Source organism: Mycoplasma sp. OR1901 (assembly GCF_013348745.1).
Classification (GTDB): Bacteria; Bacillota_I; Bacilli_A; order Mycoplasmatales; family Metamycoplasmataceae; genus Mycoplasmopsis.
Genome location: NZ_CP054666.1, coordinates 1 through 20,447 on the forward strand (window position 1 = coordinate 1; position 20,447 = coordinate 20,447).

14 protein-coding genes and 1 CRISPR repeat array are annotated in these 20,447 nt (G+C 25.3%); of the genes, 13 read left to right on the plus strand and 1 reads right to left on the minus strand.

Features of this window, described 5'->3' with window-relative positions; translation table 4 throughout:
* Positions 1-41 precede the first annotated feature (41 nt).
* From HTZ87_RS00005 to HTZ87_RS00040, 8 genes are all read left to right on the plus strand, one after another.
* Positions 42-1,460 carry a DnaA ATPase domain-containing protein gene (locus HTZ87_RS00005; RefSeq protein WP_174892539.1) on the plus strand — a complete coding sequence of 473 codons (1,419 nt, stop codon included), beginning with the start codon at positions 42-44 and terminating at the stop codon, positions 1,458-1,460.
* Positions 1,461-1,598: 138 nt separating this feature from the next.
* A complete protein-coding gene (locus HTZ87_RS00010) occupies positions 1,599-2,720 on the plus strand; it encodes a DNA polymerase III subunit beta (protein ID WP_174892540.1) in 1,122 nt (373 codons plus the stop codon).
* Entirely contained in the window at positions 2,720-2,932 is a 213-nt protein-coding gene (locus tag HTZ87_RS00015; protein WP_174892541.1) for an RNA-binding S4 domain-containing protein, read from the plus strand. Before HTZ87_RS00010 ends, HTZ87_RS00015 begins: the two co-directional genes overlap by 1 nt.
* Before the next feature lie 114 nt (positions 2,933-3,046).
* Entirely contained in the window at positions 3,047-4,645 is a 1,599-nt protein-coding gene (locus HTZ87_RS00020; protein WP_174892542.1) for a DUF2130 domain-containing protein, read from the plus strand.
* A 253-nt stretch (positions 4,646-4,898) separates the two neighbouring features.
* The gene (cas9, locus tag HTZ87_RS00025; RefSeq protein ID WP_174892543.1) at positions 4,899-8,405 is read left to right on the plus strand and encodes a type II CRISPR RNA-guided endonuclease Cas9; all 3,507 of its coding nucleotides are present in this window, start codon (positions 4,899-4,901) and stop codon (positions 8,403-8,405) included.
* A gap of 93 nt (positions 8,406-8,498) precedes the next feature.
* Positions 8,499-9,395 carry a type II CRISPR-associated endonuclease Cas1 gene (gene cas1 / locus HTZ87_RS00030; RefSeq protein ID WP_174892544.1) on the plus strand — a complete coding sequence of 299 codons (897 nt, stop codon included), beginning with the start codon at positions 8,499-8,501 and terminating at the stop codon, positions 9,393-9,395.
* A gap of 4 nt (positions 9,396-9,399) precedes the next feature.
* Positions 9,400-9,705, plus strand: a complete 306-nt coding sequence (gene cas2, locus HTZ87_RS00035; protein WP_254616016.1) for a CRISPR-associated endonuclease Cas2 — start codon at positions 9,400-9,402, stop codon at positions 9,703-9,705.
* Entirely contained in the window at positions 9,705-10,466 is a 762-nt protein-coding gene (locus HTZ87_RS00040) for a hypothetical protein (RefSeq protein ID WP_174892545.1), read from the plus strand. The genes cas2 and HTZ87_RS00040 overlap by 1 nt, the downstream gene beginning before the upstream one ends.
* Before the next feature lie 31 nt (positions 10,467-10,497).
* A CRISPR array of direct repeats spans positions 10,498-12,649; the repeat unit is 36 nt; unit sequence ACTTTAGTGCTATACTATTTTTAAGCAATACAACAC.
* A 207-nt stretch (positions 12,650-12,856) separates the two neighbouring features.
* Here the strand turns inward: HTZ87_RS00040 and HTZ87_RS00045 are convergent.
* Positions 12,857-13,252, minus strand: coding sequence for a hypothetical protein (locus HTZ87_RS00045; protein ID WP_174892546.1), 396 nt, complete (start codon positions 13,250-13,252; stop codon positions 12,857-12,859).
* Between the two features lie 201 nt (positions 13,253-13,453).
* Between HTZ87_RS00045 and HTZ87_RS00050 the strand changes: the two genes are divergently transcribed.
* The 5 genes from HTZ87_RS00050 to HTZ87_RS00070 all read left to right on the plus strand — a co-directional run bounded on the left by HTZ87_RS00050 (position 13,454) and on the right by HTZ87_RS00070 (position 20,402).
* Positions 13,454-14,449 (plus strand): hypothetical protein, encoded by a 996-nt coding sequence (locus tag HTZ87_RS00050; RefSeq protein WP_174892547.1) that lies wholly within the window; start codon positions 13,454-13,456, stop codon positions 14,447-14,449.
* A 201-nt stretch (positions 14,450-14,650) separates the two neighbouring features.
* Positions 14,651-17,503 (plus strand): excinuclease ABC subunit UvrA, encoded by a 2,853-nt coding sequence (gene uvrA / locus HTZ87_RS00055; RefSeq protein WP_174892548.1) that lies wholly within the window; start codon positions 14,651-14,653, stop codon positions 17,501-17,503.
* A gap of 44 nt (positions 17,504-17,547) precedes the next feature.
* Complete coding sequence (gene hprK, locus HTZ87_RS00060; RefSeq protein WP_174892549.1) at positions 17,548-18,483, plus strand: HPr(Ser) kinase/phosphatase; 936 nt, start codon at positions 17,548-17,550, stop codon at positions 18,481-18,483.
* The gene (gene lgt, locus HTZ87_RS00065; RefSeq protein ID WP_174892550.1) at positions 18,476-19,465 is read left to right on the plus strand and encodes a prolipoprotein diacylglyceryl transferase; all 990 of its coding nucleotides are present in this window, start codon (positions 18,476-18,478) and stop codon (positions 19,463-19,465) included. The genes hprK and lgt overlap by 8 nt, the downstream gene beginning before the upstream one ends.
* Positions 19,466-19,472: 7 nt before the next feature.
* The gene (locus HTZ87_RS00070; RefSeq protein ID WP_174892551.1) at positions 19,473-20,402 is read left to right on the plus strand and encodes an NAD(P)/FAD-dependent oxidoreductase; all 930 of its coding nucleotides are present in this window, start codon (positions 19,473-19,475) and stop codon (positions 20,400-20,402) included.
* Positions 20,403-20,447: the final 45 nt, after the last annotated feature.

Sequence of the window (20,447 nt, forward strand, 5' to 3'; positions counted from 1 at the left end):
ATTAGGTTTTAATAAATGAAAAAAAGTTATAAAATTAGTATATGAATTTAATAAATAAATATTCAAAAGAGAACGAAGAAAACGTTTTGTTGAATTACACAAACGAAATTAAAAATTTTATGAAAGAACATATTAACGATAATATGATTTGAAAAACTTTCATAAAAAATTTAAGCGTAACAAAATATGATGATAATATAGTAAAAATTTACATTCCAAATGTTAGTGAGAGTATTTTAAAAGGTCACCAAAAAAATTATGGTGATTTATACGAAAAATGTATTGTTAAAATTTTTGGAAATAATGCACAATATGAATTAACTCATATTAATCAGATGGAAGAAAATAAAAAAATAATAAAACAAAAAATTGAAGATAGCATAAAAGAAACAATCAGTATAAAAGCAGAAAGTAATAAATTATTAAACAACTTTCAACCGAATTATACATTTGATAATTACTTAAAATTAGACTTCAATAAAGAAGCTATAGATATATGTAAATCTATAATAAACGATAATAACGGATTTGATATTTTATATATATCAGGTTCTTCTGGATTAGGTAAAAGTCACCTGCTACACGCGCTAGGTAATGAATTTAAAAAGAATCAAAAAAATGGTGTTTATATAAGTCCTGAGCTATTTACTCGAAAGATTTCAGAGATGTATACAGAGAATAATTCTAAGAAAATTTCAAACTTACTAAATTTCTTTTCTAACTTGGACATAGTCATTTTCGACGATTTTCAAGTATTTGCAGAAGGGCAAAAGAAACAAACAAAAAACTTTATATATCAGATTTTAGACAATAGAATTCAAAATAATAAAATGACAATAATTTCGTCTGAAAGTGAATTGTTCCAATTAGAAAATCAATTTGAAAATAAAATCTATACAAGGCTTCAATCAGGTTTAGTTACAAAAATAAATACACCTACTGAAGATGATATGAACAAGATATTATTATTCCTTTTAAAACAAAAGAATTTCGACACTTCCTTACTCGATGAAAACTCAATCAATTATATAGTTAGAAATCATATCGGATCAATTAGATCTCTAATCGGTGCTGTTAATAGAATTAACATTTACAAAAGTTCATTCACAGAAAATGAATACGTTGAAGGAATAATAAAAAACATTTTTGAAAACGTTATAAAAAATAACGATAATGTATCTCATGAGAGTATAATAAAGCATGTTGCTAAATATTATAAAGTTAGCTCAAAAGAAATATTAGGTAAATCAAGAAAAAAAGAAATCGTTCTCGCAAGACACTTATCAATAATAATGGTTAAAAACATTTTAAATAAGTCTTCTACAGAGATTGGTAAAATTTTCAACAGAGACCACACAACGATATTAAGTGCTTTAAATAAATTAAATGATGAAACACAATCAATATCAATAAACAAAACAATAAACGAACTAAAAAAAGAAATATATGGGAAAAAGTAGTTACTTATTAACACTTTAATAGGTTGTGGATAAGTCGTAAAAGTTAAAAAAATGCTTAAAAATAGGTTATTTTTTAACTTTTCAAATAATTATTAACATATTCACAAAGTATAATTATTTTAAAGAAAAAGGAGAAATATGAATTTCACAATTAGCAAAAAAATTATAGATGAGGCTATTGAATTTTTATATTCATTTATAGATCAAAATGATTCTTACTTACCTCAAAGAGGTATTTACATGGAATTAAATAATGAACAATTAACATTAATAAGTACAAGTTCATCAATATCTGGAAAAAGAGTTATTAAAGTTAATGAAAAAGATTTAAAAATAAAAAGAACTGGTAGAACATTATTAAATTCAATTATTTTAAAAAATATAATTAAAAAATTTGATAAAGAATTAACTTTTTCAGTTGAAGATAATGTTGTTAATATATTTGAAAATAAAACAAAATATACAATAACTCAATTAGATCATAATAAATACCCAAAAATTAATTTTGAAGAAACAGAAAATTCATTTGAAATTAATTCTGAATTATTAAATAAAGTAATAAATGATGTTTATATTTCAACTGCTCATTCTACTAATAACGAAAGATTAAGTGTTGCTGTTTTTAAATGTATAAACATAAGTAGTAAAAGTGATGGTTACTTAAGATTTTTATCTACTGACTCATATAGACTTTCAAGTGAAAAAATTAAGATAAACAAAATTAATGATATTAATATTAATATCGATGCTAAAAACTTAAAAAAATTAATTACAAAAGGTGTGCCTAAAAAAATTAATGTATTTTACAATATTGATAAATTTGGTATTTCTTACGAAGGTTCAATTATACAAACCGCTATTTCAAAAATCAATTTTATTGATTTAAATAATTTATTAGAAATTAAATACAACAAAACAATTGAAATAGATAAAGATGAATTATTAAAAATAATTAACAAAGTTGTTTTTCACAATACTGAAAAAGCTAAAAAATTACAATTCAATATTTCTAAAGAATCTATAAATATTACTTTTGAAATACCAGAAATTGGTATTAGTGAGGTTTCTACAAATAAACATACTTTAGTTGGTAAAGATTTTGAAATTGATGTTGATTATCAATTCCTAAAAGATGCCGTTTCAGTTTTAGCTAACGGAATAATTAAATTGTATATTACCGAAAATGATGATAAAATTTACTTAATATCTGAAAATGAAAAAGATAATATTCAGTTAATTACACCAATTAGGAAGTTTTAATGATAGTAAAAATAAAAGATGAAACAATTAAATTAGGTCAATTCCTTAAAAAAATAAGAGAAATATCAACAGGTGGAGAATCAAAGTATTTTTTACAAAATAATGATATAAAAATAAACGGTGTTGTTCCGGTTGGACGTTCAACAAAAATACACGCTGGTGATACCGTTTGAATTAATGACACTTTAATAAAAGTAATCAAAGAAGATTAAAAATTAATTCTTGAACAGATGTTCAAGAATTTTTATATTAAATATTTAAAATTAAAAAGATATGTTTATATAATTTAAATATATAAATACAAATTGTAACTAAAAGGTGGTATTATGAAAAATATAAAAATTAAAATTAAAGATATTGAAAAGTTAGAATTCATCATTGAAGAAGATGCACAAAAAGGTGATTATTTCACTTTAAAAAACTTATTAGATGATCAACAATCAATTATTGAAGATGCTAAATCAAAATTGATTGAAAAATTAACTAATTCATATAAAAATAATTGAGAAAAAGAATGAAAAAACAAATACGATAATGAAAAAGAAATTGAATTATTAAAGTGAAAAAAAGAGAATGAAGAAAAAATCATTGCTCAAACTAAAAAACAGTTAGAGATAGAAAAACAAAAAGAAATTAATTTATTAAATGATACTTTTAAAGCAAAATTAGAAAAAGAAGCTCTCGCTATTAAAACAAATGAAAAAACATTATTTAACAACGAAATAAATGAATTAAAACAACAAAACATCAAGCTTAACGAATCTTTAAAAACTAAAGATCTTACTGCTAAACAAGAACTTGAATTACTTAAAAATAAATATGAAGTAATGGTTTCTCAAAAAACAACAGAAATAAATAATAATTACAATAATAAAATAATTCTTTTAGAAACTACTAAAAATAAATTAGAAGAACAATTAAAAACAGTTAAAGATCAAGAATTAATTAAATACGAATCTCAATTAAAAGATATTAAAATGCAATTGAGTGAAGAGTTTCATAAAAAAGAAATGAATATGTCTAATAACTATGAAAACATGCTTCAAAAGCTTAAATTCGATAACGATACACTAAAACAAAAAGAAATTGAATATAAACAACAAATTAACGCTTTAGAAATTTCAGAACAAAAACATTTAGATATTATTAATAAAAATGTCGGGTTTTCAACAAAACAAGTTGGAGAAAATTTTGAAAACAACATTTACAACTTACTAGAAGATAGTTTTGGATTCATGAGTAGTGATATTAAGTTTTCAAAAACTACAGAAAACGTGGATGGAACAAAACCGGATTTTGAAATTAATATATTTAAAGAAAAAGAAAATATCGGAAATATTATCATTGAAGCAAAATCTAAACAAACTGAATCAGGAAGTACCACTAATAAAAAACACCTTCCAAAATTATTGAAAGATATGAAAAGTTACAAAGGTACTTTTGGTGTATTAGTAACAGAACTTGAACCAGAACATAACTTCTTATTTAAAGTTTATGAAGATTACCCTAATATTTTTGTAGTTAGATTTGAAGGGTTAAAACCTTTATTACAATTATTAATTAATTTCATCAAAGAAAGAGCTAATATCGGAGATTCACAATTAGATATCGAAGAACAACGTAACTTAATTGTTGCATGAAACGAAAAACACTTCAAAGCAATAGTTAAAGCAATGGCTAGAATTAAAGATGATTTTGATAATATCAGTAAATTTGTTGATAACATTGAAAAGAATTTAGATGAATTAAAACAATCACTTGAGATATCAATTAGAAAGCACATTGATAGTTTCACAAAAGCTATTGTTGGATCAACAAAAAGCAACTTATATAAAAACATTAAAAACATCGAACCTAAATTAACTAAAGAAAATTCAAAATACCTAGAGATGGACACATATCTTAAATTAGAAAAAGATGAATAGAATTAAAAGAACTCTAAACGCTTATGTGTTTAGAGTTCTTTTTTTATAAAAAAATATCGAAGAATAAAATATTCAAAAAAGTATTAAAAAACCCCTTACGGGGCAAATTCGGCAGGCTCTAAAAGCCGCCTTGTTTTAGCACTTTACTATTCTTAAGCAATACAATAGATTTAGTACATAATTATTATATATCATTTTTGAAATAGTATAATATTTTTATATAAAGAAATATTTTTTAAAGTAAAAGGAATTTATGAGTAAAGAAAATAAAGTTATTGATGTTACATTAGGTTTTGATTTAGGTATTGGTTCTGTAGGTTGATCTATAGTTGATAATTCAACTAACGAAGTTCTAGAGTTAGGTTCAAGATTGTTTGATGAACCTAATTTAGCTGTCGAACGTAGAGGATACAGAAGTATAAGAAGAAGCATAAGAAGAAAAAGATATAAGAACGATAAATTTGACAAATTAATTTTTAGATACAAAGATATGTTTGGTTTAGAACTTCAAAATAGATATGAAGTAAATAATATTTACAAAGAAATGTCATCTAAAAATCCAAATATAATTTTTATTAAAAATAAAGCATTAGACGAAGTTGTAGATAGTAAAGAGTTAGTATGAATATTACACGACTACTTACAAAATAGAGGGTTTTTCTATGATGTTATCGAAGATGAAGAGTCTAAGAAAAAAGAAGAAGGTGCGAAAATTTTATATAACAGTGAATATGATTTTCCAACAAAAGAACAATTTAAATTCTTTAACAAATTTGGTTACTTCAAAGGTTTAGAACAATATGTTGATGTTAAATTTTCACACTTAAAATGAAAAAATGAATTAGAACACGTTTTAAACAATATTCAATCGCAAAAATATGATAAAGAACAATTTAATAAATTTGTAAGTGAATTTATTAATATTTATGACTCGATGCGTGAATATGCTAAAGGTCCTGGTAGCGAACATAGTTATAGTGAATATGGTATTTATGAATACACAGATGATGGTAAAACTTTAATTCAAAAGTACAATAACATCTGAGATAAAACAATAGGAAAATGTAGCGTTTTCATAAAAGAAAATAGAGCACCACAACAATCACCTAGTGTTGAGTTGTATAATTTATTATCCGATTTAAATAACGTTAGACATACATTGGCTAATGAGTGAGTTTTATCAACCAATGATAAAAGAGACATTATAAATAATCTAATTAAAGATAATTTAAAAGAGGGTAACGCTAAAAATGTTGCTTATAAAATAATATTAAAATACTTAAAAGCATGAAATATTGATTTCAATTTAGAACTTAAAGTAGATGATTTTAAAAACGAAGATAAAAAACTATCAACTTTAGAATCGACAATTATTTTTATGAAAACATTCATAAAAAATGGTGCTAATTTAGCTGATTTAAATGTGGATACATTATTTGAATTTGCAAAAGGTTTAGATAACATTTTTGTAGTTATTTCAAATTATAAAGAAGTAGAAAAAAGAATTCAAAATATTAAAACTAAGCAAAATATAGACTTCTTAAGTCAATATTTTGATAATGAAGAGCAAGTAAATAATTTTATAGAAGATATTGCAAACAACTCTAAATTTAAGGTTTCTAAAACACATTCTTTATCATTTAAAGCAATTTATTTAGTAAACGATGATTTACTAAATACATCTAAGAATTTATCTAACTTTAAATTCGAAAAAGAATTTAATTTGTATAAAGAAATTCAAAGATATAATGAAGAGTTAGAAAAAGAAGGGTTGTTAATAACTAGTTCAAATTCTAAATATATGGATAGTTCATTTTTACATGAAGCAGTAATTAGTCCTGCTGTTAAAACTTCTTTAGCGGAAACCATCAAAGTCTTTAATCAAATATTAAAAGAATATAAAAATAAATATAAAGTAACTAAAATAGGTTTAGAAATGTCTAAAGAAAATAACATGGACGCGGAGAAAAAAGGTATTGCAAACCAAAACAAAAAGAATAAAGAACGTATTGATAAAATAATTGCCGTTTTAAAAGATAGTTATGGAATAGTTATATCAGCAGATGATATTAATCTTAAAACTAAGCAAAAACTGCTTTTATATTTCCAACAAGATGGTTATGACGCATATAATGTTAAAGATAAAATAGATGTTAAAAAACTTATATTCGATCCAGGTTATACAGAAATTGATCACATTATACCGTATAGCGTCAGTTATGATGATTCTATGACAAACAAAGTAGTTGTACTTAAAAGCACAAATCAAGCTAAATCTAATAAGTTACCAAGTGAATATTTAGGTGTTCACACAACAGATTTTACGTTATTTAAACAATTCTGAACAGAAAATAATGACAAGAAAAATAGTTTCTTTGATTCTAAAAATAAAGAATATAATCGCAAAAAAGAAAATTTATTCCGTTTAGAAATTGATGATAAAGATAAAATTGAATTCGCTAACAGAAACTTAAATGATACAAGGTATTCAAGCAAGGTTTTCTTAGAAAAACTTAATGAATACGCTAAAAGTCATGATAAACAATTTAGTGTCGTCACTTTTAGAGGTAAATATACAAGTATGTTAAGAAAAATGGGTGGTTTATCACCAAAAGATAGAGATCATTATTCACACCATGCTATTGACGCTTCGCTATTAGCAATTTCTGCAAATAACTATAAACCAAATATGCAAAAATTATTGCTTAAACCAGAAAAATACTACATCGAAAAAGGTAGAGTGTATGACAGAGAAACTGGAGAAAGTGTCGGTACAATTAACGAATTCACACTTAATTTAAATAATATTTCATTAATCGTAAGAGAAAAGATGAGCGAAAAAGATGGTGATGAGAATTCTAAATTAACTAAAACAAAAGATTCTATAATGAAAAAAATACGTTATTCAAGAAAGGTTAAAAAAGATTACAATATAGAATTGTTTAACCAAACAACTTATGGTACAAGAGTTGATTATAATGGTGTTCTTAAAAAAATAATGAAAAAATCTATATTTGAAATAACATCATATTTAGGAAACGAAAAAGAAGAACTTATCGTAATGAAACACACTAATCCAGAACAATTAGATAGAATTAAAAATATACTAGATAAATATAAATGATCAAAAAAACCTTTATTCGACTATACATTAGATATTTTTAAAGAATATAAAGAAGAGTTATGTATTGACCCTAATAATTGAGAAAAAGAAGCAAAAAACTTCTTAAATAACAAAAATAGAATGGCATTAATTTTAAAAACAAACAATGGTTTTGAATATATCAAAAAGTTTAAAACATATTTTAAATTAAATATTAATAATGTAAGTTTTATAAAAAATCAAAATAATAAGAGTTTTAAAGATACGTTTAATTGGGTAGCTCTATTAGTTTATAAAAACAACAAAGATAATTATGTTTTGGTTCCTGTAAACGCAAAGATATATAGATTTCAAAATAATAAAAAACCTAATTTTTATGATGAATCAGTATTTTTACAAGAAGAATTAAAAAAAGAAAAAGAATTAAAAAATATTCCTTTAGATAATAAGGTTTTAGATGTAATTTACAGAGGTACAATATATGAAAATCTTGAAGGAGTCGGTGATGAAAGGTTTGTTTATATAACTGTAGCTGACACAAAGGCAAATGGGGTTGAATATGAATATTGTTCAAAAGAGAATTCAGATATAAAAAGAAAAACAATAAATGTATTTTTAAAAACATTTAAAAAAGTTCACAAATCAGTTTTAGGATAATTTTAAATAGACATAATCGATTTAATTATGTCTATTTTTTTATAGTTCAAGTAATCTTTTTATGTCTACTGTAGTAGGCGGAAAGGTTAAAAAATGAAAAAAATAATTGATGTATCACAAAGTGAATACGTATCACTTTTTTTAAATAATTTAATTGTTAAAAACAATCAAGGTAAAATCACAATACCTACAAACGATATTGAAACAGTTATATTTGAAAATACAAGAGTAAATATTAGTATGCCACTAATAAACAAACTTATTGAACAAGGTGTTAATGTTATTTTTTGTGATCATAGGCATTTACCAATTGCTCAAATAATACCATTTAGTGGTTATTTTGATAATAAGGTCTTTAACACACAAATTAATTGAAATGATGAATACAAGGGTAAAACATGAAAACATATAGTTGAATTAAAAATATTAAATTCAAAGAATTTAATTAAATCTATTATTCCCGATTCGTTTGAAGTTGTCACAAAATTAATTGAATACCAAAAAGATATCAAGCCATATGATTTATCAAATAGAGAAGGTCATGCCGCAAAGGTTTATTTTAATTTACTTTTTGGTAAAGAGTTTAAAAGAGATAAAAACATAGCAAAAGACTTTGTTAACATATGTTTAAATTACGGTTATACAGTAATGATTGCATATGTAAGTAGAGCACTAGTTTCAAAAGGTTTTGATAATAGAATCGGGATATTTCATAAAAGATTTGATAATAACATTCCTCTTGCGTGTGACATTGTAGAACCAATTAGATGTTACGTAGATAAAATAACTTATGAAATCGTCACAATGCAAAAGAAAGATAAAAGCATTAATTTTAAAGACTTTAAAAAGAAATTTTTTGAAGGATTACAAGAACATATTATTGTTAACTCAAAGAGAATTAAAGTGGTTGATTATATTAATTTATTAATAAAAGGTTTGTTAGAACACAAAGATATAAAGGAGCTAGAAATTGACTGAATTTCAAAATAGATATATGAAAATAATATTAATGTACGATGTTTCGATGGATGAAGATAATACAATTAATTATGCTAAATTCAGAAACAGTTTATTAAAAATGGGTTATATAATGATCCAATATTCAATATATGTTAAGACAATTGGATTCAAAACAATATATGAATATGAAAAGCAAAAATTAATAAATATAATACCAAAAAGATCAAACGTTAGAATATTATTAATTACTGAAACACAATATTCTAATATTGATATTTTATCAGGAGAAAAAACTACAAACGAAATTTATAACGAAAAAGAAAGGTATATAGAACTATAATGCTAAAAATAAGAAACTTAAACACAATAGGCGAAATAGAATATCAAGGTATTTTTATTATAGAAAGCAAAAATATTGATAAACTAATCACGAACTTTTATAAATATGAATACGAAAATAACGAAGATGTTTTCTTGATAAATTCAAAAAGTTATTCAATTCAAGATGTCATTATAATATCTAATTTAACAAGGTTAACCGACTTATATAATTTAACTACTAAAAATGTTTTGACTAAAATGGTAACTAATGATGATAATTTAAACATTGAAAACAATATAGACAAAATTAAATTTTTAAATTCATTAGATGTTGTAAACAGAAAAATAGGTGGTAATTTATTGAATTTAAATTTTGATAAGGTTAAAATATTAAAATCATTAATTTCACTTGACGACAGTATTTTTATCGATAAAGAAATGTTGTTAAATTGAATGGATAATTATGATTCAACAACTAAACCATTCATCATTTTAAATAATATAAATTTTATTAATGTTAGTTTAATTGAAAAATACATTAATAAATTTAATATATTAATAATTACTAATGATTTATTTAATTTTGTAGATGAATATGAAGAATTAGAAATCAGTTCATTAGAAAAGAATGAAGATTTAATACTAATAAATAATTATTTACCAATACATTCTTGAATAGAAAACAAGATTAACAACTTTAAACTTAGTTATGAAAAAAGTTTTAATCTTCTAAAGAATAATAAATTTTTAATACTTGAGTTATTAAACAATTTAAATTAAAACATTTTATCTAATTTCTACTAGATTTGACACTTTAGTGCTATACTATTTTTAAGCAATACAACACCAAAATAGAAACAAATGAAGCAAGTTCCGAACTTTAGTGCTATACTATTTTTAAGCAATACAACACACCCATACTTTTTGACTCTTTCACCTTGATACTTTAGTGCTATACTATTTTTAAGCAATACAACACTTGCTTCTGGTTTATTTCCCGAAAGCATAAACTTTAGTGCTATACTATTTTTAAGCAATACAACACATTTTGGATTTTTTTGTATTATTTTGTTGAACTTTAGTGCTATACTATTTTTAAGCAATACAACACTCTTCCGCGTTGATTACCTTATAAACACGAACTTTAGTGCTATACTATTTTTAAGCAATACAACACGTTTTATCCACAAGACAAAATGAGAGTTTAACTTTAGTGCTATACTATTTTTAAGCAATACAACACTCGTTAGTTATTAGCTTCTCGGGGTCATCCACTTTAGTGCTATACTATTTTTAAGCAATACAACACAGTTTAATGAAATTGTTGAAATAATTAAGAACTTTAGTGCTATACTATTTTTAAGCAATACAACACGCCCATGCTTTTAGATTCTTTAACCTTGATTACTTTAGTGCTATACTATTTTTAAGCAATACAACACATATGATTTTAGCAAGTTAATAGCTTCTTAACTTTAGTGCTATACTATTTTTAAGCAATACAACACTTATTTAGAAAAAAACAATAATGTTAATGAACTTTAGTGCTATACTATTTTTAAGCAATACAACACAATATCTGTTGTACTTGATAAGTCAATACCGCTTTAGTGCTATACTATTTTTAAGCAATACAACACTTGAAGGAGCTGGTAAATGCATGCAGTCAAACTTTAGTGCTATACTATTTTTAAGCAATACAACACTCGCCATTTATAACTAGTTTTAAATCACCAACTTTAGTACTATACTATTTTTAAGCAATACAACACTTCTAGCTGTTTTGCTTCCAATTTCTGTAAACTTTAGTGCTATACTATTTTTAAGCAATACAACACAAACTTTCCAAGTTATTATCGTCTCCGCCTACTTTAGTGCTATACTATTTTTAAGCAATACAACACACCTAAATTCAGTCACCTTTTAACGTTGTTAACTTTAGTGCTATACTATTTTTAAGCAATACAACACTTATTTTTGTATTTAATACCTTGATTTTTTACTTTAGTGCTATACTATTTTTAAGCAATACAACACATCTTTCTCCCTTCTATATCGTGATAAGGTACTTTAGTGCTATACTATTTTTAAGCAATACAACACAAAATTAGCAAAACACTACCACTCACAATACTTTAGTGCTATACTATTTTTAAGCAATACAACACAACAGTATTGTTGACAGTTGAAGAAATAGAACTTTAGTGCTATACTATTTTTAAGCAATACAACACCCCTTCCGGACTAAATGTAACTGTCTCGTTTACTTTAGTGCTATACTATTTTTAAGCAATACAACACACTAATTTAATATCACTAAAAATTTCTTTAACTTTAGTGCTATACTATTTTTAAGCAATACAACACGTTAAAAGACGTTATAAAGTTAGACCCAGAACTTTAGTGCTATACTATTTTTAAGCAATACAACACTTCTAGCTGTTTTGCTTCCAATTTCTGTAAACTTTAGTGCTATACTATTTTTAAGCAATACAACACTTTATAATTATCTTCGCTTTAAAATTCATTACTTTAGTGCTATACTATTTTTAAGCAATACAATACGCTAATCATTTTCAAGTTGCTATACTGTTTACTTTAGTGCTATACTATTTTTAAGCAATATAACACTAAAGATAAAACAAACCCTATTTTATTAGGAACTTTAGTGCTATACTATTTTTAAGCAATACAACACGAACTATAAAGAACCATTTTTATTAATCAAAACTTTAGTGTTATACTATTTTTAAGCAATACAACACCTAAATCTATACTTATATAAGTCTCGCTATACTTTAGTGCTATACTATTTTTAAGCAATACAACACGTGTATAATAAATATATAAATGAAAGGAAAACTTTAGTGCTATACTATTTTTAAGCAATACAACACAGATGATGATATTGATGCGGTTCAGCTTTTACTTTAGTACTATACTATTTTTAAGTAATACAACATAAAAAATAAATCAAATAACAAAAATATCGAGCATATTATTAGTATGCTTGATATTTTTAGTAAATTAAATAATTATTTTTATTCTTATATTAATTTGATTTAAATTTTATTTTATCTAAATATGATAAAAACCTATTTTTTAAATAAATCAAATAAACAAATTATGTCAAATATACTGAAAGATGGATTATAACTTATTCTTGTTTCCTAAAATTTTCTTGAATAATCTGGTTTATAGTTTTTATCATAAATTAAAAAATCGTATAAATCATATTTTTCTTCTGAATTCATGTATTGATCAACATAACCCTTAACAGCTTCGTTAATTTCATCTTCGTTCCCTATACAAATCATTTCTCAATTAGGTATATTGTGATCAAATAAAATTTGATTTATTTCACCTTTAGTTTCAAAATTTTCTAACCTTGCATTTTTTAACGCTTTTAAAACTACATCTACGCTATATTTAGTACAAATTAAGATATATCTTCCGTTTACATCATAAAGTAAATCAAAACTTTTACCTTCAACAATTTCGATTTTTAACACATCTAACTTTCTTTCGAATTCTGGACTAATATTAGTTTTGTTTATTTTAATCATAATTGCCTTCTTATTAATTTGATTATATCAAAAATAGGAATAAAATGATTTAATGCATAGTTGTAAATAAAATTAATTATTTTAAATTTTTGATTAATTTTTTATTATAAAAAAGTTTTAAAAGTTATCCTTTTACAATGGATAAAAGGCTAATTTTTAAAAATAATATATAATTTTATCGATTAAGAAAGAGAGATTAATATGACTGAAGTAAATAATTATAAAATTGTATCAACATTAATTGGAAATTCTAATGGTGAAGTACATTTAGTTAAATCAACCTTATCAAGAACTAAAAGAGATAAAATATCATTATTCACATTTTATCAAAGAAACTTTGATTCTATTATTGATAACCCTAATAATATAAAAATTAAGCATTCATACAATTTAATTTACATAATTGTTAACGAAAAAGAAAGTAGTTTGTATATAGGACAGACTAAAAAAGGTTGATTTGGTAGAAAAGGTGGACACATCAAAAATAATAAGGTTGATGAAGAATCAAAAATACATTTATTTAAATTGGATAAAAACGAACAAAAATGGAATGCTGATGATTTAAACGCTATCGAAGAAAATTTAATTCATATTTTTAAGGAAAAATTTAATTTAACAAATGTTATCAAATATGGCAAATATCCTGTAAAGGCGAACGCTAACCAATCAGATGCTATCGAAGGAATAATTACTTTATTTAATTCGTTATATTTAGATAGTGATAAGTATAAAAAAACAAATAACATTGGTGTACAAATTAAAAAACAAGAAGAAAAAACAAATACAAAAGATAATAATCAAGTCGACTTAAACAACACAGTAAGCAATGACAATATAATATACTATTATGGTAAAGTAGATGTTAAAAATAATAATCTTAAAAAAGATGAATATAATGTCTTTTTTAAAAAAGAAGCCGATGATGTTTATGTGTTATTAAAAGGATCTTTTATTAAATATCAACCGGAAAATTACCTTAAAAGAAAAAGTATTCATCAAATAGAAAAAAGAAATGAACTTACAAAAGATGGTAAAAGCACTTTCCTTGATGAGGATTTAACTTTTAATAAGAGAATTCACACTGTTATGTTCGCAAGAGGTTATTCATACAATAATGATAGAGATTTTCAAAAAACTACATCAAAAGATGAATTTTACAAATTATACGAGAAACATAAATCTAAAAATAACATTTAACTAAATTTAAATGTTATTTTTTTATTACTTACTTACAATAAAATAAAAACAATTATAGCAACCTATCCCAAACTAAATCAGGAATAAAAAAGAACTAAAATTACGAAAATCAACTATCTAAAAAAATGTAAACTAATATTGTAAATTTATAACTTATTGTCTAATAATTGTTAAAATATATATTAAAGGGGGTAATAAGCTATGAAAAATGATTTTTTAATTATAAAAGGAGCGAGAGAAAATAATCTTAAAAATGTAGATTTAACAATTCCTAAAAATAAATTGGTAGTATTTACAGGACTAAGTGGTAGTGGTAAAAGTTCTTTGGCTTTTAATACAATTTATGAAGAAGGGAGACGTAGATACGTAGATTCTTTGAGTTCTTATTCAAGGATGTTTTTGGGTGGAACTAAGAAACCAAATGTTGATAAAATTGATGGATTAAGCCCTTCAATTTCTATTGAGCAAAAAACTGTTCACAACAACCCGCGTTCAACTGTTGGAACAGTTACTGAAATATATGATTATTTCAGGTTACTTTTCGCTACTATAGGTAAAGCATATTGCCCTAGACATAATATTGAAATTACATCACAAACAACAAAAAGTATTTTAAAATCAATATATGAATACGGTGAAAATACACAATTGATTATTTATGCACCATTAGTAGACAACGAAAAAGGTACACATCAAAATTTATTTGAGAAATTAAGAAAAGAGATGTACCTTAGAGTTAAGGTTGATGGTGTAATTTATAAACTAGATGATGAAATTAATCTTGATAAGAACACAAAACATAGTATTGATTTAGTAATAGATAGAGTTAGTGTTAATGAAAATAACTACAATAGAATTTCAGAAGCAATAGACATTGCTACTGAAAAATCAGAAGGATATGTAAAAGTAGAAAACTTAGCAACTAATAAAATTGAATTATTTTCTAAGTTACATGCATGTATTTATAAAGATTTTTCAATTAAAAAAATTGAAACAAGGCTGTTTTCATTTAATGCACCTTATGGTATGTGTAATAACTGTAAAGGTTTAGGTGTTGAATTTAAACCAGATGTTGACATTTTAATTCCTGAAACTTGAAGAACAATAGAACATGGAGCAATTAAATACTTCGAAAATACCGTTAATACTTCTAATTTAGAATGACAAAGATATGCTAGAATGCTAGAACATTATAAAGTACCTTTTGATTTACCTATTGACGAAATGAGTGAAGAACACTTTAGAAGAATACTATATGGAAGTGAAGAAGATGAAATAGAATTCGTTTTAGAATCAACTTCTGGTAATAAATATCGTAAAAAACAAGCTGTTCCAGGAATTATGACAATGATTGAAAGAGCTTATTACGAAACTTCTTCAGATAATCGTAGAGATTATCTGAAGAAATATATGGGTGTATTCACTTGTTTAAAATGTAAGGGAGCAAGATTAAATCCCGAAGCGTTAAGTGTTAGAGTTGATAATCAAAATATTTTTGAATATATTAAAAGTACAATTGGTGATTTATTAATTAAAGTTGAAAATGCAGTTTCAAAATTAGATGAATCAGATTCAAAAATAAGTTCTTTAGTTGTTAAAGAAATTTTAGATCGTTTGAAGTTCTTAAAAGACGTTGGTTTAGAATATTTAACACTTGACCGTAGTGCTGAAACACTTTCAGGTGGTGAAGCACAAAGAATTAGATTAGCTACCCAAATTGGTTCAAATTTAAGTGGTGTTTTATATGTTTTAGACGAACCTTCTATTGGTTTACATCAAAAAGATAATTTAAGATTAATTGACACTTTAAGAAAAATGGTAGATTTAGGAAATACCTTAATTGTTGTTGAACATGATGAAGATACAATGTTCGCTGCTGATCATATAGTGGATATTGGTCCACTAGCTGGAGCCGCTGGTGGTGAAATTGTTGCAAATGGTCAATTAGAAGATATTATTAAAGAGCCAAAATCTATTACAGGTAAGTATTTATCAGGTGAATGAGAGATTGAAATTCCTAAAACTAGAAGAGGTGGAAACGGTCAAACAATTGAAATTATCGGAGCAAAACAAAATAATTTAAAAAATATTGACGTAACAATTCCTTTAGGTAAGTTAGTTGGCGTAACTGGTGTTTCAGGTTCTGGAAAGAGCACTTTAATAAATGAAATACTTGTTTCAGGGATCCAACACATGGTTTCAAAAGACGCTTCAAAATTAAATAAAAAAATTAAATTTGAAAGCATCAAAGGATTAGTGCATGTTGATAAGGTTGTTCCAATTTCACAAACTCCAATAGGTAGAACTCCAAGAAGTAATCCTGCAACATATACAGGTGTTTTTGACGATATTAGAGATGTTTATGCGAACGTTGAAGAGTCTAGAATAAGAGGTTATTTAAAAGGTCGTTTTAGCTTTAATACACCTGGCGGAAGGTGTGAAAAATGTTCTGGTGATGGATACCAAAAAATAGAAATGCACTTTCTACCTGATGTTTACATTTCTTGTGATCAATGTGATGGAAAACGATACAATAAAGAGACTTTAGAAATAAAATACCGTAGTAAAAATATTAACGATGTTTTGGAAATGAGTGTTGATGAAGCTTTTGATTTCTTTGAAAAACATCCGAAAATTGTTGATAAATTAAAATACCTAAAAGATGTTGGTTTAGGTTATATTAAACTAGGTCAAATGTCAACAACAATGTCTGGTGGTGAGGCACAAAGAGTAAAATTGGCTACTTATTTACAAAAAAGACCTACAGGTAAGACTGTTTATGTTTTAGATGAACCTACAACAGGATTGCATGTACATGATGTTAAAAAATTAATAACTATTTTAAATAGAATTGTTGATAACGGTGATACTGTTTTAGTTATTGAACATAATTTAGATGTAATTAAAAATTGTGATCATATCATTGATTTAGGACCTGATGGTGGTGTTAACGGTGGTAGAATAGTTGCTAGTGGTACACCGGAACAAGTTGCCTTAAATGCTAACAGTTATACAGGTCAATTCCTTAACAAAATATTAAGCAAAAATAAATAAAATAAAGTATAATTAATATAAATTTATATTATTATCGAGGTGTAATGAAAACTGAAAAAAAGATTAATGTCGAAAAAATTATTAACTTTTTTAATTTAGAAATAATCAACAAAAATAAAGAAAATATCGAGTATAACGATATTTATCAACCGGCAATTAAGCGTGTTGGTTTAGATTTAGCAGAAAAAGTTAATAGTGATCGTATTAGTAATAATATTATCGCATGAGGTACAACAGAATCATTATGATTTCAAGGTATCGGGAAACATAGAGCTTGTGAAGCTATAGAACATATTTTTAAACAAAAGCCGCCATTAGTAATGCTATCAAAAGGTGTTACTAAACCGGCCTTAGAATGAATAGTTGAAGTAGCGGATATTTATAACGTTCCTGTATCGCTATCACAAACTAGTTCCTCTTATATATCAACTAACGTTGGTTCATATTTAAATAACTTTTTCTCTGAAGAAAAACAAATACATGGTTGTTTAGTTTTAATCGGAGGAACTGGAGTTTTAATTATTGGATCAAGTGGAGTTGGTAAATCTGAAGCAGCTTTAGAACTAGTTCAAAAAGGTCATGTTCTAATAAGTGATGATTCTGTATTAATTAAAGATACTGGAAATTTATTTATAGGTAGATCACCGGAAATAACACGTAATTTTTTAGAAGTACGTGGAATTGGTATTATCGACATTAAATACACCTACGGAATTAAATCTGTTGCTCCTTCTTCAATTATTAATTTAGTTGTTGAATTAGTAAGAACTGATAAACAACAAGAATTTGATCGTTTAGGCGTTGATTTTCTTAAATATTCAATATTTGAAAGACATATTAAGAAAATACAAATCCCAATAAAAGAAGGTGGTTCGACAGCTTCTTTAATTGAAGCAGCGGTTAGTTCTTATCTTTCTCGCCATGATGGCGTTAACGTTTTAGACGAAATAGAAAAAAGGAGGTTAAAAAGCAATGATTAATATGACATCTTATATTCCTTCACAACCAGCTTTTGAGGGTAGACCATGAAGTCCATTGATTGAAATTGGATCATTTCAAATACAAACATATTCACTTACAATGATGTTAGGTTATTTACTTTCAATACTTACCGTTATCTATTTTTGACGTAGAGAAAAACTACAAATGGACGTTGTTTATACATTAATTTTAATTACTATACCTATGGGTATTATCGGTTCACGTTTAGGTTATATTGTTGAACAATTAATTTATCAAGATGAACCATTTAAGGGTTCTGCTTGGTATAAAATCTGAGAAGGTGGACTAAGTATTCAAGGTGGTTTAATAACTACGATTATAGTTGACTTACTATATGTCTATACAAAAAGAGATATAGTAGATATTAGAAAAGCCGGTTCATTAATTATTCCAACTATTTTAATTGGACAATTTATTGGACGTTTTGGGAACTATGCAAATCACGAGGTTTATGGTAAAATAGATTGAACTGGTGCTAGCTCATTAGTTTGAGGAAAAACATTTGCAGATAATATGTATATAAGTGATGCTGTAACAAACGAATTAGGAATTCAAGCAGCTTATAGATATCCGTTGTTCTTATATGAAGCAATCGCAAACTTGGTGGGTTACTTAATTTTAGTTTGAGTATTCAATTATTTCTGACTTTTCAAACCAGGCGTAAATATAGGTATGTATTTAGTTTGATATGGACTCATACGTATGGGTATGGAGCCATTGCGTGAAGAATCATATAAACTATATGAATATGTTGCCCTTGGTTTTGTTCTTTTCGGATCATTATTAGTAATATACTACCAATTCTTCGGAAGAGTAAAATATGTTAGAGTTAAAAAATCAGAAACTCAAAGCATTACAACATATCAATATGCAAATTCTGAAATGTATTTATCTTATGTTCATGTAACATCATTTAAACACATATTTAAATTAATACTTTCAAAATTTAGAAATAAATAGGAGTGAAATGCAAAACAAAATTTATGATTTAGTGATAATTGGTGGTGGACCAGCTGGTCTAAATGCTGCCATTTATGCTTCAAGAGCAAATTTAAGCGTTATTTTTATCGAAAAAGGTGCTCCTGGTGGTAAATTATCAACTACAAGTAAAGTTGAAAACTGAATAGGTACCGAAAATATTGAAGGGTGACAATTAGCTTTAAACTTTTTTAATCACTCAAAAAAATATGGTGCAGTATACAAATATGGTAAAGTTGTTGAATTAAAACATAACGGTAAATTTAATAATGAAATCAGATTAGAAAATGGTGACGTTATTTTAGGAAAAACAGTTTTAATTTCAACTGGAATGAGAAACGTTGAACCTAACTTTATTGAAAACTTCCAAAGTTTTCTAAATAGAGGTGCAAGTTTTTGTGCTATCTGTGATGGTCCTTTATTTAAAGGATTACCTTCATTAGTTTTAGGAAATGGTAATTCAGCAGTTGAAGAAGCTAGTTATTTATCTACAATAGCTTCAAAAGTTTATGTTGTTATTAGAGACGATGAATTCAATGCTGAGCCAAGACTTGTAAATGATTTATTATCAAAAGAAAATGTTGTTGTTTTTAAAAATTCAAGAATTTTAACACTTAAAGGTGATGGTACTTTAGAAAACGCAATTATCGAACACAAAGATGGAACTACTTCAACAATTCGAGTAGCTTCATTCTTCCCATATATTGGTATGGAACCATCAACAGATTTTATTAAAAACAAAGAAATTTTAGATGAAAAAGGATTTATTATCACTAACAAATTTATGGAAACTTCTTTACCGGGAGTTTTTGCAGCTGGTGATATTAGAGCTAAAGAAATTCGTCAAATAGTAACTGCCGCTTCAGATGGAGCGATAGCTGCAAGACGTGTTTCTGATTTATTATTATCAGAAAAGTAATAAGATCGTACTTTTAAAGTATGATTTTATTTATATTATTAAAGG